Origin of the sequence: Rhizobium sp. N324 (assembly GCF_001664485.1) — a bacterium.
Classification (GTDB): Bacteria; Pseudomonadota; Alphaproteobacteria; order Rhizobiales; family Rhizobiaceae; genus Rhizobium.
Window position 1 is genome coordinate 3,687,624 of record NZ_CP013630.1, and the last position, 14,873, is coordinate 3,702,496.

Consider the following 14,873-nt stretch of genomic DNA (forward strand, 5'->3'; position numbering starts at 1 on the left):
CGTAAAAGGGACGCGCACTTTCGGCGCACGCCCTATTAGCTGGTCCATATTGCCGCGGCCAATGAATATTACATGACATGAAACGATCGAAATCGTGCCGTCACAAAACCTTCATTCGGATGTTATTTGCCGCAGCCGAGGCTATATTTAGAGAAGCCCCGCCAGCCTCCCCAGCGCACTGCCGAACAATTATATTTGTATGCGAATAATCAGGATTTTCAAGGGTTTTCAATATTTGCCTATATTGCGATGCAGCATCGCTATTGGCGAATACTCGCGCATGAAAACTTGCAAATTCGGCTATCTCTAAGCCATTGCACTCATGTGCAACGCCTGGTTTCAGCGCTGAAATTAGAGGAAATCCTTTAAAATTGCGGCAAACCGGGGATCGAATGCACGGCTGATCGGTCCGGCGGCAGCGCCGATTGCCACCGACCAGGGATCGGCCATGCCGGGCTGCAGGCGCGGCAGCATTCGGCCGGGTCGTTCAGCGATTGAGGGCCGCAACGGGCCGATGGCCGCTATCAACCTGTTCACCAGCGCTTCCGGCGCACTGCCGCAGAGGATCACGGTCTGCGGATCGAAGACCGTTTCGATGAGATGGATGCTCCAGCGCAGGTCTGCCGCCGCCGCCTCGACCCAGGTTTCGATGCTTTGATCGCCCCTTGATGCAAGATAGTTGATGCGTGCAGGCAGGCCGGGATCGGCGGGATCGGCCGAGAGATGCTGATAGAGCGATGCGAGCGAAGCGCGATGTTCGAGCGGCGTCGATTTGCCGTCGGCAAACAGCAGCGCCATGCCGATCTCGCCGGCATTGCCGTTAGCGCCACAGTAGAGCTCGCCGTTCAGGATAAGGCCGGCGCCGATGCCGTAGCCGACGAAGAGGCAGACGGCATGGTCGAGACCATGGGCGGCTCCGACCATGCGCTCGGCGGTCGCCGCCGCCGCCGCATCGTTCTGCAGGCCGACATCGAGCCCGGTGCCGGCCGTCAGCGTGTCCAGCAGCGGAAACTTCTGCCAGGCCTCCATCATCCACGGATCGTCGCCGCTGCCTGCCACCCCGAAGGGTCCCGGCATGGCGGCACCGAGGCCGACCAGCCGCTTTTCAGACTGCTGGACGATGCCGGCCAGCCTGGAACGCACATCGGCGACAAGATCGAGGATGACCTCTGTTCCCGTCGACGGGCCTCCTGGCGGGAGGCCGGCTTCTGCGCGCACGAGAACGCTGCCGATGAGATCGACGGCAACCGCCCGCGTCACATGCCGGTCGATCTGCAGGCCGATCGCGAAGGCGCCTTCGGGCACCAGCCGATAGGGCGTCGAGGGCTGCCCCCTGCCCTTGCGCACCGGCTCCTGCGAACGGACGAGCCCATCGCGCTCGAGTTCCTCGATGATATTGGACACCGTCTGCTTGGTGAGCCACGTCGCCCGCGCCAGATCGGCCCGTGAAAGCTGACCATTGATCCTCAAGGCGTCGATCATCACGCGCCGGTTATGCGCGCTGGTGCCTTCGTGGTTGGTGCCGCTCTTGGCCCGGATCGGCCTGACGTCATTCATGTGCAATTGCCTCTTGACTCCAGTAGAATGTTCAAGAAGTAATAAGTCAAGACAATTGACTTAATAAGGGACCGGAGAGTTCCAGGGAACGCAGGATGCCGACAGCGGCTCCGACGACGCTCCGAGACGATTTCTCGATACCGATGGCGGAGGGCCGCCCTCGGCAATGCGTAAATGTCAAAAACTGGAGGCTGCAATGCTGAAATCCCTTACCAAGACGCTTCTGGGTGCGGCCTTGATCGGCGCATCGCTTGCACCGCATGCTTTCGCCGAGACGACGCTGAACGCGCTTTTCATGGCGCAGGCCGCTTACAGCGAGGCCGATGTGCGCGCCATGACCGACGCCTTCGCCAAGGCGAACCCCGACATCAAGGTCAATCTCGAATTCGTTCCCTATGAGGGCCTGCACGATAAGACGGTGCTGGCGCAGGGTTCCGGCGGCGGTTACGACGTCGTGCTCTTCGACGTCATCTGGCCGGCCGAATACGCCACCAACAAGGTGCTGGTCGACGTCTCCTCCCGTATCACCGAGGAGATGAAGAAGGGCGTGCTGCCGGGCGCCTGGACCACCGTGCAGTATGACGGCAAATATTACGGCATGCCCTGGATCCTCGACACCAAATACCTGTTCTACAACAAGGAAATCCTCGAAAAGGCCGGCATCAAGGCGCCGCCGAAGACCTGGGACGAGCTGACCGAGCAGGCGAAGGCGATCAAGGACAAGGGCTTGCTCGCCACCCCGATCGCCTGGAGCTGGTCGCAGGCCGAAGCCGCGATCTGCGACTACACCACGCTCGTCAGCGCCTATGGCGGCGATTTCCTCAAGGACGGCAAGCCGGCCTTCCAGACCGGTGGCGGCCTCGATGCGCTGAAATACATGGTCTCCAGCTATTCCTCCGGCCTGACCAATCCCAACTCCAAGGAGTTCCTGGAAGAGGACGTCCGCAAGGTCTTCGAAAACGGCGATGCCGCCTTCGCGCTGAACTGGACCTACATGTACAACATGGCCAACGACCCGAAGGACAGCAAGGTCGCGGGCAAGGTTGGTGTCGTGCCGGCGCCGGGTGTCGCCGGTAAAAGCCAGGCGTCTGCCGTCAACGGCTCGATGGGCCTCGGCATCACCTCTGCCAGCCAGCATCCCGACGAGGCCTGGAAATACATCACCTTCATGACCTCGCAGGCCACACAAAATGCCTATGCCAAGCTCAGCCTGCCGATCTGGGCCTCCTCCTACGAGGATCCTGGTGTCACCAAAGGCCAGGAAGAACTGATCTCCGCCGCCAAGGTCGGCCTTGCCGCCATGTATCCGCGCCCGACGACGCCGAAATATCAGGAGCTTTCGACTGCGCTGCAGCAGGCGATCCAGGAATCGCTGCTCGGCCAGTCCACGCCGGAGGACGCGCTGAAGTCGGCCGCCGACAATAGCGGTCTCTGAGCAGCCCCCAAAACCCCGGGCGGCGCCGCGCCGCCCGGTCTCCAAAACGATGAATGAAGAAGGGTCACCTCGATGTCCGGCACATGGCTGACAACGCGCGCGTGGCTTTTGATGCTGCCGCTTCTCGTGGTCATGATCTCGGTCATCGGCTGGCCTCTGATCGATACCGTCGGCCTTTCCTTCACCGATGCCAAGCTCGTCGGCACTGAAGGCAGCTTCGTCGGCCTCGACAATTACGCCAGGATGCTCTCCGGCTCGAATTTCCAGCGCACGCTGATCACCACCGCATGGTTTGCGATCGTCTCGGTCGCCGCCGAAATGGTGATCGGCGTACTGGCCGCCCTGCTGCTGAACCAGCAATTCCGCGGCCGCACGACGTTGCGCGCCCTGATGATCCTGCCCTGGGCGCTGCCGACTGTCGTCAACGCCACGCTGTGGCGGCTGATCTACAATCCGGAATATGGCGCGCTCAACGCTGCGCTGACGCAGCTTGGTCTGCTCGATGCCTATCGCTCCTGGCTCGGCGAGCCGGGCACGGCGCTGGCCGCTCTCATCGTCGCCGACTGCTGGAAGAACTTCCCGCTGGTGGCGCTGATCGCGCTGGCCGCGCTCCAGGCCGTGCCGCGCGACATCACCGCCGCCTCGCTGGTCGACGGCGCCGGCCCCTTCGCCCGCTTCCGCTTCGTCATCCTGCCCTATCTCGCCGGCCCGCTGATGGTGGCGCTGGTGCTGCGCACGATCGAGGCCTTCAAGGTGTTCGACATCATCTGGGTCATGACCCGCGGCGGTCCGGCCAACAGCACCCGCACGCTGTCGATCCTCGTCTATCAGGAGGCCTTCTCCTTTCAGCGGGCGGGCTCAGGCGCATCGCTGGCCCTGATCGTCACGCTGCTGGTGACGCTGCTTGCCGCCGGCTATGCCGCCCTGGTGCGCAAGACCGCCGGGAGTGCGGCCTGATGGAACGCCAAAATCCGCTCTTCTCAGCCTTCATCTACATCTGCGCGCTGCTGCTTGCCGCCGTCATCCTGGCACCGATCCTGTGGCTGTTCATCATGAGCATCTCGCCGGCCGCCGATCTTGCGGCAAAGCCGCTGCGCTGGTGGCCGCAGACAGCGGATTTCTCGCGATACCAGGTGCTGCTGTCGACGCTGGAAAACAGCGCCGGCGCGGCCTTCACCTCATCGCTCCGCAACAGCATCGAGGTGGCCGGCATGGCGACGATCGCCGCCATCGTGCTCGCCATCCCAGCCGGCTGGGCGGTGTCGCGCACACCTTCGGTGGGGTGGTCGCTGTCGATGGTGATCGCCACCTATATGCTGCCGCCGGTGGCGCTCGCCGTGCCGCTCTATATGGGTCTTTCCTATCTCGGCATGCTGAACAACGTCTTCGGCCTTGCCTTGGTCTATCTGACAATCCTGGCGCCGTTCACCACCTGGCTGATGAAATCCGGCTTCGATTCCATTCCGCGCGAGATCGAATCCGCCGCGATGATCGACGGCGCCGGCCTGTTCCAGACGCTCCGGATCATCACGCTGCCGCTCGCTGCCCCCGTGGTCGCGACCTCGAGCCTGTTTGCCTTCCTGCTCGCCTGGGATGAATTCTTCTATGCGCTGCTCTTCACCTCGGACCAGCGCGCCAAGACGCTGACCGTCGCCATTGCCGATCTCGCCGGCGGCCGCGTTTCCGATTATGGACTGATCGCCACGGCAGGCGTGCTCGCCGCCCTGCCCCCGGTGCTGATCGGTCTCGTCATGCAACGCGCCCTGATTTCAGGGCTCACCAGCGGCGGCGTCAAGGGATAATTATGACAACAGAAAGAATCCGGCCGGCCGGACTTGCCGCGATCGATCGCGAAATGGCGCGCCAGCATGCCGATGCGCTAACCTCCTATGAAGCCGCCGCACCGACGGCGGCAAGAGCCGCCGCCTCGCTGAAGAAGACTGGCCGGCTGCTCCTGCTCGGCATGGGCGGCTCGCATGCGGTCAACCGCGCCGTCGAACCGCTCTACCGGGCCCTCGGCATCGATGCCGTCGCCTTGCCGCTGTCCGAACAGCTCGGCCAGCCGCTGCCGATCACCGACAGGACGATCTTCGTTACCTCGCAATCCGGCGAGAGCGCCGAGGTCCTGCGCTGGTTCGAAGAGACCGGCGGCACGGCAGAAACCTTCGGCCTGACACTGGAAGCCAGCTCCTTCCTCGCCAGAACCGCCCCGTCGCTGGTCGGCAGCGGCGGCACCGAGCTTGCCTTCGCCGCCACCCGCAGCCTAACGGTGACCTTCGCCCTGCATCTGGCAATCCTTTCCGCCCTCGGCGAAGATCCCGCGGCGGCCCTTGCCGTCATCAAAGCACCCGAAGACCGTGACATCGCCGCGGCGCTGGCCGCGCTCGAAACCGTCACGACTGTCGTCACCTCGGGCCGCCGCTTGCAAGGCGTCGCCGAAGCGCTGGCGCTCGGGCTGACGGAGCTTTCGCGCCGCCCCTGCTTTTCGCTCGAAGGCGGCCAGTTGCGCCATGGCCCGATGGAAATGCTGGGGCCGGAGATCGGCGTCGTGCTGTTTCGCGGCCTCGACGAAACGGCAGGCCTCGTCACCGCAATGGCTGTGTCCGCCGTCGAGACCGGCGCGCCTGTCATCCTGTTCGACGCATCGAGCGAAGCCCCCGTCACCGGGACGGTGACGATCCGCTTTGCCCCGGCAACAGGCCTTGCCGCGATCTTCGCCATGCTGCCGGTCGCCCAGCGGCTGATGATCGCCTTTGCCGAAACCCGCGTGGACAATGCCGGAACACCTGTCCGTTCTACCAAAATTACCCGGAGTGAATGAATGCGGCCGCTTGCAGTCATCGGCAACGTCAATGTCGACCTCATCCTTGGACCAGCCGCGCCGTGGCCGAAGGCCGGGACGGAAATCATCGTCGATCATGACGAGCTCAGGGTCGGCGGAGCAGCCGGCAACAGCGCGCTCGCCTGGCAGGCGCTCGGCGTCGAATTCGAGATCGCCGCCAATATCGGCAGCGACCAATTCGGCCGTTGGCTTGCCGAAGCCTTCGGCCATCGTGCCGAGAAGTGGCCGGTCCGCCCTGAGAAGACTACGCTCTCCGTCGGCATTACCCATCCGGATGGCGAGCGCACCTTCTTCACGACGACGGGCCACCTGCCGCGCTTCAGCCTCGCCGACGTCTTCGCCGTCGTCGACGGCGCAAAGCTCCGGGGCGGTTATGCGCTTCTCTGCGGCGCCTTTCTCACCGACGATCTGACCAGAGAATATGGCGCCGTCTTCGACTGGGCCGAGCGCCATGACATCGCCGTCGCGCTCGACACCGGCTGGCCGCTCGACGGCTGGACGGAAGAGAATTGCGCGGCGACAAGAGCCTGGCTTTCCCGGAGCCGCATCGCGCTCTTGAACGAGGTCGAGACGACGACGCTTGCCGGCATCGCCGATGCGATTGAGGCGGCCCGCGAAATCCGGTCGCACATGCCGGAAGGCGCGATCGTCGTCGTCAAGCGCGGCCCGGACGGCGCGATCGCGATCGGGCCGGACGGCCTGCTGGTGTCGGCGGAGGCGCCCCTCGTCACGGTGGTCGACACGATCGGCGCCGGCGATGTCTTCAACGCCGCCTTCCTCGCCGCGCTGGCAAAGGACGAGCCTTTGGTCTCCTGCCTGAAGGCGGGGACCGAGGTCGCCTCGCGCGCCATTTCCACCCTGCCCCGTAACTACGGTGATCCATCATGAGCGCGCTCGACATCCAGAACATCCGCAAGACCTACGGCGAAGTCGAGACGCTGAAAGGCATCGACATCTCGCTGGAAAGCGGCGAGTTCCTCGTGCTGCTCGGCTCGTCGGGCTGCGGCAAGTCCACGCTCCTGAACATCATTGCCGGTCTTGCAGAGGCGACGAGCGGCGACGTCAGGATCGGCAGGCGCTCGGTGCTCGGCGTGCACCCGAAGGACCGCGACATCGCCATGGTCTTTCAATCCTATGCGCTCTACCCCAATCTGACGGTGCATCGGAACATCGGTTTCGGCCTGGAAATGCGCAAGGTACCGGCGCCCGAGCGCGACAGAGCGGTACGCGATGCCGCAAAACTCCTGCAGATCGAAAACCTCCTCGAGCGCAAGCCGAGCCAGCTTTCCGGCGGCCAGCGCCAGCGCGTCGCGATCGGCCGCGCGCTGGTGCGCAAGCCGGAGGTTTTCCTGTTCGACGAGCCACTTTCCAATCTCGACGCCAAGCTGCGCATGGAAATGCGCACCGAAATCAAGCGGCTTCACCAGATGCTGAAGACCACCGTCGTCTATGTGACCCATGACCAGATCGAGGCGATGACGCTGGCAAGCCGCATCGCCGTCATGCGCGACGGCCGCATCGAGCAGCTCGGCACGCCTGAGGAAATCTACAACCATCCGGCAACGCTCTATGTCGCCACCTTCGTCGGCGCGCCGCCGATGAACCTGCTGAAAGCGACGGTGCGTAACGGTCGCTTGGCGCTTTCAGGCTCCGATGCCGGCCTGCCTCTGCCCGCCCGTTTCCGCGATGCGGCCGGCGATGGCCGCGATCTCGTCCTCGGCCTCCGCCCCGAGGCGCTTCGCACCGCCGGCACCGGCCTGTCGATCGAGGCAACCGCGGAGGTCGCCGAACTGACCGGCCCGGAACTCGTCATCACAGCCGTTGCCGCAAATCAGCGGCTGATGGCCTGCCTGCCGCCGCGCACGCCGATCCGCGACAACGAAAAACTGACCCTCTTCTTCGACGAGGAGGCAATGCATCTTTTCGATCCGGAAACCGGCCTCAGCTGCCTCCCTGCGCAATAGGCCGGCCAGGGCGCCATGCACTTCTCGTTCAATTGGCGGCGTCGGCAGGCTTTCGCTTGTAGACATGGATATAGTCGACGAGCAGAATGGAAGGGTTCGGCGTTTCATCGATCGGCCATCCCGAGCCGAGCGCCAGATTGACCAGCGGATAGAACGGCATGTGGAACTCCTCCGGGGTGTCGAAGCTCCAGAGGTACTGGCGATCCAGATAGAATGTCGTCTTGTCGGCTTGGATATCGACGCCGTAGGTATGATACTCGCTGTTTAAAATTCCGTCCTCAACCGTTTTCCAATAGCCGCCGGTCGAGTTCTGGCCGCCCTGGCTCTGACGCCAGATATGAAAACCCATGCTGAATTCGTAGGGCGCCCGTCCGTAATATTCCAGCACGTCGATCTCGGCGGTGTATTTCGACCGGTCGAGCCCGATCAGCCAGAAGGCCGGCCAGACGCCCTTGCCCGGCGGCAGCTTCATGCGTGCTTCGAAATAGCCGAACTGCTGCGAGAAACCTTCGCCCTTCGGGTTCACCGACGACAGCAAGCCCGAGCGCCAGGTCCCGTCGGCCTCCTTGCGCGCTTCGATCTTCAAAATTCCCTGATCGGTGGTAAACGGAAAGCCGGGAGCAGGATCGGTGAAACGGGCATCTCCGAAATCGCCGTTCCAAGGCGTATGGGCGATCCAGCGGGAGCTTTTCTCTCCCCAGGCAGAAACGTCGAGGCTGTCGAAACTCTCCTCGAACGTCAGCTGATACGCATTGATGTTGAGCGGTTCCTGGGCGACGCTCGGCTGGCCGGGCAACGCACCCAGACCAAGAACGACAAGCAGACCCAAACCCTTAGAAAATATCCCGTAACGCATTCTGCTCTCCGAAAAACGCCAAACCAATCACTCGACTGCACTTGTCTCGATCATGAGGTGAGCACCCCGTTTCGTCGCGGCATCAGCCTTTGAACGACTATGGTCTCGATGCCATCGGGCCTTCCCACGATCTGCCACAGCAGCAAGGCGAAAGCCCAGAAAATTGCCGCTGCCGCCCCGCCGCAAAGCGCGACGCTGACGATAAGATTGAGACCGACAGGCATGGCGACGAGCATCGGCTCCAGCCAGAGCAGGAAAGCGATCATCGGCAGGCTTGCGGCCAGCGGCCGGCAAAAGGAATTCAATTGCGCGGCAAAAGTTGCGCCGATCAGCCGCCGCGTGATGACGAGCGACGCGCCATAGGCGACGAGGACTGCCACGATCCGCGCGCCGAGCGCCCCGGCCACCTGAAAATAGGCGATGCCCAGAATGGTGACCGGCACCCTGACGGCGAACTCGACGAACATCCTGAGAGCGACATAACGGGTATGGTTCATGACCATGGCCAATGGCGGCATCATGTTCGTGGGAAGACCGAGCAGGCTGACAAGGCACAGCCATTGCAGGATCGGCGCGGACGATGCCCATTTCTCGCCGACGAGGATCCGCACGGTCGGCTCGGCGAGAAGGGCAAGCGCGATGAGAACGGGGGCCGCGACGAAGGTGATCGCAGTCGTCGCCTTCAGATAGGCGGCAACCAGGTTGCGGCGGTCTTCGACCGTGGAGAAGGCCGCCATCAGCGGACGCAGCAACGGCCCGACGAAGGTCTGATACGGAATGCCCGCGATATTGTCGGCGACGCTGAAGGCGCCGAACGTCGACAGGCCGGTAAAACGCGGCAGAAGCAGCCGGTCCAGTTGCCAATTGATCGAATTCAGCACCTGCGACACGGTATTCCAGCTGATCATGTCCTGAAAATGCTTCCATTCGGAAAGGCTGAAGGTCGGCCGCATCGGCGCAAAGACATAGGAAGTGATCATCGCCGCTGTCGGGCCGGCCACCGCTCCGATCGCCAGCCCCCAGTAGCTGCCTGTCGCCACAGCTACACCCACCCCGAACAGCAATGTCGATCCCTTGGCGATGAGATCGAGCACGAACTCGCGTTTGAAATCGAACCGCTGCATGAAAAGAACCATGCGCGGACTGACCATGCTGCGCATGGCAGGCGCGATCGACAGAACGGCGACAAGGGCGAAAAGCCGGGAATCGTCATAGATCAGCGCCATCGGCCAGGAGATGGTCATCATCAGCAGGCTGATGGCGAGCCCCCTCAGCAGGCTGAGGGTGAAGGCCGTGGCGAACATCTCGTCCGAAGGCGCCGCTTGACGCATCAGCGCCTGCGTCAACGGCAGATCCAGGATCGCTTCGACGATGACCAGGACCGACGTCGCAATGGCGACCAGGCCGAAATCCGCAGGGCTCAACAGCCTTGCCAGGACAAGAAGGCTGACGAAATCGAGCATGCGCGCGAGGAATTTTCCACTGATGGTCCAAATGCTCGCCGTTGCCGTCCTCTGGGATACGCTTGCCATGATCTGTTAATCTATTCCTCGTCGAGGGGTTTGAGACGATTTCAGGCGGTGCGCTGCAAAGCGGGCTGTTCCGTTCCTTCGCCTCAACCCGGCCGTCTTCCGAAGAGGCCAGTAGATCCGTCTCCATGGCTGGACAGCTGTTGCTCGATGAGGCCGGACAGACGATCGCGGAATACGGTGGCGGAGAATTTCAGCGAGTGCGCGCGGATTGCATGCGGATCGATATCGTCCTCGACCTCTTCGAATGCCGCCATCGTTTCCAAAAGAGCTTCCGTCGTCTGCTCGGCGAAGCGAAAGCCCACCTGCGGCGCGGACACGGTTTCCCGGGCGCCGCCGGCGTCGAAGGCCAAAACCGGCCGTCCTGACGCCATCGCTTCCACCGGCAGGATGCCGAAATCCTCCGTTCCCGGAAACAACAGCGCCCGGCATCGCGACAGGTGGTCGCGCAGCACCTTGAAGGGCTGATGGCCGAGAAACTCAACGGTCGGTCCGGCGATCGACTTCAGATAAGGGAGTTGTTCGCCCTCGCCGATCACCACCAGTTTCCGGCCGGCCTCGGTGCAGGCGCGCACCGCAATATCCGGCCGCTTGTAGGTGGTCAGCTGTCCTGCATAGAGGTAGAATTCGCCTTTCCCTTTGCCCACGGCAAAATCGTCGACCGCAACGGGCGGATGGATCACGACGGAGTCCCGGTCGTAGAAGCGGCGAATGCGGCTTGCGACATAATCGGAGTTGGCGACGAACACATCGACGCGCGAAGACGTCGTCACGTCCCAGGCGCGCAGCATGGGCGCGGTAATCGACATCAAGGCGCGTCCCACCCAGGGCAAGCCATGGCGATAGACATGGAACTGATCCCAGATGTAGCGCATCGGCGAATGGCAGTAGCAGACATGGAGAGCGTCGGCGCGGGTGATGATGCCTTTGGCAGGCCCGGATTCGCTCGACAGCACCAGGTCGTAATCCTGCAGATCGAACTGCTCGAGCGCAAACGGCATCAGCGGCAGCATCTTGGTATAGTGCCGCTGGGCGCCGGGGATTTTCTGCAGGAAGGACGTGCGGATGTTGCGCGTCTTCAGAAAATCGCTGATGCGGTCCCGGTTGCAGACGAGGGTGAAGATGTCGGCCTGCGGAAACATGCGGCACAGCTCTTCCAGAACCTTCTCGCCGCCGCGCATCGAAACGAGCCAGTAATGCACGATCGCGACCCGAAGTTTCCCGGTCTCTTTCGTGCTTCCCGCCTCCGCAGCGCGTCTTTTCGCCATAACGGGCGCATCGGTCAGAAATGCCCTCGCGTCGGGAAGAGAGGTCGTTGCTTTAAGGGTCAACTGAATACTCCTTGTATCACCGCACCGTCTGCGGGCTCAAAAACCGCATTCGTCGAAATCAGGCTGTGGTATTCGGCAAGCAGCGCGTCGCGCCATTCCTCATGTGTCGAGGCGAGATCCGGCGACAGCCGGAAAGCCCGCTCGCTCATGGCGCGAACCTCTTGTCTCGGCATTTGACTGAACCGCGTCAAACTTTCGGCGAAGGCGCTTTCATCTGCCGTATCGCAGGCAACCGCCATGCCGGCTCTTTCCATTTCTTCGGCGAGAAAGGCGCTGCGCGACATGATGACCGGCAGACCGCTCCTGGCCGCCTCGATCGCGACGAGACCGAACGGCTCGGGATAGCGCGAGGGCATCAGCAGCGCACGCGCCTTGCGGATGGTCGGGCCGATCTCTTCATGCGACTGCCAGCCGACGGCCCTGACATGATCTCCTGACGCTGCGACCCGCGGCATTAGCGGCCCGTCCCCGATCACGCAGAGCCTGACGCCGGCTTTGCGCGTGGCGGCGACGGCATCCTCGACACCTTTCTCCTCGTCCAGCCGCCCGATGAACACGAACTCGTCGTTGGCCTCAGCCTCGATGCGTTTGATGGAGAGGGGAGCGACGGGATTGCGGATCGTCGTCAGCCGATCGGGCCGATAACCGGCACCGACGAGAAAGCTCGCCATCTTTTCGTGCAGCAGGATGATCCGGCCGAAATCGGCCTGTCCCTTCAAGAGCCGGAGGATATTCGAGCCACGGGCGACCCGCCACAATTTGTGCGCATAACTTCTCTTGTCGCACGCCGTCGCAATGCAGCCTCCGCCAAGCGGGCGTCGCCGGCAGATTTCCTGCGCCTGATAGTCGAAGAAGGCACCGTTGGGGCAGGCCGTAAAGAAATCATGTGCGTGAACCATGCATCGTCCGGCGACCGGCGCCAGCGCTCTGAAAATCGCGGGAGACAGGATCTGGTGCCAGCCATGCACATGGTAGACGGTGTTGGCGGTATCCTTTTCGGCAATCCAGTTCGCCACCATGCGGACGGCGGCGCCGTTGTGAATACCCGTGACGAACGCCTTCGTACGCTCGGCGCTGAGCAGGTCGCGGCTGTTCAGCCCGACCATCGAGACCCCGAGTGCGGCAAGCTCCGCATTGGCGGCGTCATCCCCGCAAATATAGGTCACGGGGATGCCGAGCCCGCGGAAAAGCTTGGCGGACATCACCGCCAGGCCTGTCGCGCCGCCTCTGGCCACCGAATAGTCGTCGATGACGACCACGCGGTCGATCTTTGCAGCGCGGGGGCCGGAAAAACGGCGGCCGGCGCCAGCGGTGGATCGGATGCCCTCGGAAAGCGGCGGGTGCATTACTTCACCGAAACCGCGCCGTTGGCACAGGCCTCCAGCGCCTTGCGGTTGAGAATGCGGATCTTGCCCTGGCCACCGTCGATGATCTTGCCTTCCCGCAGGCGCCGCAGGCATTGATTGACCTTCTCGCGCGACGCCGGCAGCGTCGCGGCCAGGTCATTTTGCGAGATGATCAGTTCGTCCCCGCTGTTTGCCGCGTCTTTTCCGTAAACAGCCGAAAGCCGCAGCAGCGTGCTGGCCAGCCTCGACTGCAGGCTTGACGCCGCATTCGCAATGATCCGGAGCTCGAGCTCCGAAATACGCGCCAGCGCCCTGGAAAAGACCTTTTCGCGGAAGGCGGGATCGCTGGCATACATATCGCGCAGCAGGCGACCCTCGAAGAAATGCAGTTCGCAGTTGGAACCGGCTCGATATTCGAGGCTCAGTGTCTGCCTGCGCAGCACCTCGAGCTCGCCGATCAGGCCTGATTTCGGAATGATCTCGACAATGAATTCCCTGCCATCGGGCAGCATCGTGCTGGCACTGACCACCCCTGAATGCACGCGCGCGAACATGTCGATCAGGACGCCTGCCCCGGCAATGACCTCGCCGCGCCGGAAACGTCGGACGCTCGACCGGCAGGAAAGAAATTCATCGTCGAGCACTATGCGGCCGCCGAGATGAATGCCGCCGCCGGCCGATATCGCCGCCCTGCCGATGCCCGTCCGGCGATCTGATGCGTGTGTCACCCCGTCCATGCGCATAACTCCAATACTCGAATAACGATAAGGATGCTGCACTGCATCATCTAAAATAGCTTAGCACGCAAGTCAAACGACATCACAAATATACAGAATAAATATTGAAACTTCAGTTGGTAAGAGTCACAAATACATCACATATCGCAATTAAAACCTAGATATGCTCAAATAATTCTCATATCTCCATAAATATGTGCTTATAAAAAAGTCTTTCTAATCAAAATTAGCAATTAACCAAATTGTGATATCACAAAATATAAATTTGCCTTCGTGGATTAATCACCATTTTGTAGATTACATTCTTATTTAGAATGAAAATAAAATACCGAATGACACAATCGGAATTATGTTCTGCCTGTTTAGTAGCATGAAGAATTTATTAAGGATTATGACCTTGGTAACAGACAACCAGAGTGCGGCGCAGCAAAGTTTGAACGGTTCTTAATCGGAAAGTTTTGGAGACCCCCGATGGCATGGGAAGCACATAGTTTCGAGGCATGGTCGCGTGTCGGACGGCCTGCGGAAGGCGGCGACATCCATGCGTCCCAGCCGCGTGCAGCAGCCCGATCATCCAAGCGCGCGCTCGACCTTCTGATGGCGGTCACCGCCCTGATCCTGCTTTCCCCGCTTCTGCTCTTCGTCGCAATGATCGTGAAGTGCTCCGATCGCGGCCCGGTCTTCTATTCCCATACGCGCATCGGCTTCGGCGGAGCGCCGTTCGGATGTCTCAAATTTCGCACGATGAAGACCGATGCGAGCGCTCAGCTTGCCGAATTGCTGCAGAACAGCCCGGCTGCGCGCAGCGAATGGGAAGCGACGCACAAGCTGAAAGATGATCCGAGGATCACGGCTGTCGGCGACATCCTCAGGCGGTCGAGCCTCGACGAGCTCCCCCAGCTGTTCAATGTCCTGCGTGGTGAAATGAGCCTAGTCGGCCCCCGGCCGGTCACCGCCGAGGAATTGCCGCGTTACGGCGAGCATATCTGGGCCTACATGGCCGTCCGTCCTGGACTGACCGGTCACTGGCAGACCAGCGGGCGCAACGATGTCAGCTACGAGCACCGGGTTTCGCTCGACGTTCACTACCTCAACAACTGGTCGCTCGGCCGGGACTTGATCATCATCGCCAAAACCATCCCCGCTCTGTTTTCGCAGCGTGGCTCGTACTGAGCATTAAAATGGGAGAGCTGCCGATCGTGCCCGAAGCCGAAGATAGCCTGCTCCCCTCGTCCCTTCCAAGCTGCCAGTAGCTCGTTAATCCGCAATCCCGTCA

The 14,873-nt window shown here is 61.9% G+C and carries 13 protein-coding genes; 7 read left to right on the forward strand and 6 right to left on the reverse strand.

Annotated elements, in window-relative coordinates:
* Positions 1-351: 351 nt before the first annotated feature.
* Positions 352-1,557, reverse strand: coding sequence for an ROK family transcriptional regulator (locus tag AMK05_RS17735; RefSeq protein WP_064840454.1), 1,206 nt, complete (start codon positions 1,555-1,557; stop codon positions 352-354).
* A gap of 196 nt (positions 1,558-1,753) precedes the next feature.
* Between AMK05_RS17735 and AMK05_RS17740 the strand changes: the two genes are divergently transcribed.
* The 6 genes from AMK05_RS17740 to AMK05_RS17765 all read left to right on the forward strand — a co-directional run bounded on the left by AMK05_RS17740 (position 1,754) and on the right by AMK05_RS17765 (position 7,798).
* Positions 1,754-2,992: an extracellular solute-binding protein gene (locus AMK05_RS17740; RefSeq protein WP_064840455.1), complete on the forward strand. Its 1,239-nt coding sequence runs from the start codon at positions 1,754-1,756 to the stop codon at positions 2,990-2,992.
* 72 nt (positions 2,993-3,064) lie between these two features.
* Positions 3,065-3,949 (forward strand): carbohydrate ABC transporter permease, encoded by an 885-nt coding sequence (locus AMK05_RS17745; RefSeq protein WP_064840456.1) that lies wholly within the window; start codon positions 3,065-3,067, stop codon positions 3,947-3,949.
* Positions 3,949-4,794 carry a carbohydrate ABC transporter permease gene (locus AMK05_RS17750; protein ID WP_064840457.1) on the forward strand — a complete coding sequence of 282 codons (846 nt, stop codon included), beginning with the start codon at positions 3,949-3,951 and terminating at the stop codon, positions 4,792-4,794. The genes AMK05_RS17745 and AMK05_RS17750 overlap by 1 nt, the downstream gene beginning before the upstream one ends.
* On the forward strand, positions 4,791-5,813 hold the full coding sequence (locus AMK05_RS17755) for an SIS domain-containing protein (RefSeq protein WP_171899832.1): 1,023 nt from the start codon (positions 4,791-4,793) through the stop codon (positions 5,811-5,813). The genes AMK05_RS17750 and AMK05_RS17755 overlap by 4 nt, the downstream gene beginning before the upstream one ends.
* A complete protein-coding gene (locus AMK05_RS17760; protein ID WP_064840459.1) occupies positions 5,814-6,722 on the forward strand; it encodes a PfkB family carbohydrate kinase in 909 nt (302 codons plus the stop codon).
* Entirely contained in the window at positions 6,719-7,798 is a 1,080-nt protein-coding gene (locus AMK05_RS17765; RefSeq protein WP_064840460.1) for an ABC transporter ATP-binding protein, read from the forward strand. Before AMK05_RS17760 ends, AMK05_RS17765 begins: the two co-directional genes overlap by 4 nt.
* A 28-nt stretch (positions 7,799-7,826) precedes the next feature.
* Here the strand turns inward: AMK05_RS17765 and AMK05_RS17770 are convergent, their stop codons facing one another.
* The 5 genes from AMK05_RS17770 to AMK05_RS17790 all read right to left on the reverse strand — a co-directional run bounded on the left by AMK05_RS17770 (position 7,827) and on the right by AMK05_RS17790 (position 13,597).
* The gene (locus AMK05_RS17770; RefSeq protein WP_064840461.1) at positions 7,827-8,654 is read right to left on the reverse strand and encodes a glycoside hydrolase family 16 protein; all 828 of its coding nucleotides are present in this window, start codon (positions 8,652-8,654) and stop codon (positions 7,827-7,829) included.
* Positions 8,655-8,704: 50 nt separating this feature from the next.
* Complete coding sequence (locus AMK05_RS17775; protein WP_064840462.1) at positions 8,705-10,186, reverse strand: lipopolysaccharide biosynthesis protein; 1,482 nt, start codon at positions 10,184-10,186, stop codon at positions 8,705-8,707.
* 83 nt (positions 10,187-10,269) lie between these two features.
* Entirely contained in the window at positions 10,270-11,514 is a 1,245-nt protein-coding gene (locus AMK05_RS17780) for a glycosyltransferase family 4 protein (RefSeq protein ID WP_064840463.1), read from the reverse strand.
* Positions 11,511-12,860 (reverse strand): glycosyltransferase family 4 protein, encoded by a 1,350-nt coding sequence (locus tag AMK05_RS17785; protein WP_064840464.1) that lies wholly within the window; start codon positions 12,858-12,860, stop codon positions 11,511-11,513. Before AMK05_RS17785 ends, AMK05_RS17780 begins: the two co-directional genes overlap by 4 nt.
* The gene (locus tag AMK05_RS17790) at positions 12,860-13,597 is read right to left on the reverse strand and encodes a Crp/Fnr family transcriptional regulator (RefSeq protein WP_064840465.1); all 738 of its coding nucleotides are present in this window, start codon (positions 13,595-13,597) and stop codon (positions 12,860-12,862) included. The genes AMK05_RS17785 and AMK05_RS17790 overlap by 1 nt, the downstream gene beginning before the upstream one ends.
* A 471-nt stretch (positions 13,598-14,068) precedes the next feature.
* Here AMK05_RS17790 and AMK05_RS17795 point away from each other — a divergent pair, with 471 nt between their 5' ends.
* Positions 14,069-14,770, forward strand: coding sequence for a sugar transferase (locus AMK05_RS17795; protein WP_064840466.1), 702 nt, complete (start codon positions 14,069-14,071; stop codon positions 14,768-14,770).
* Positions 14,771-14,873 lie beyond the last annotated feature (103 nt).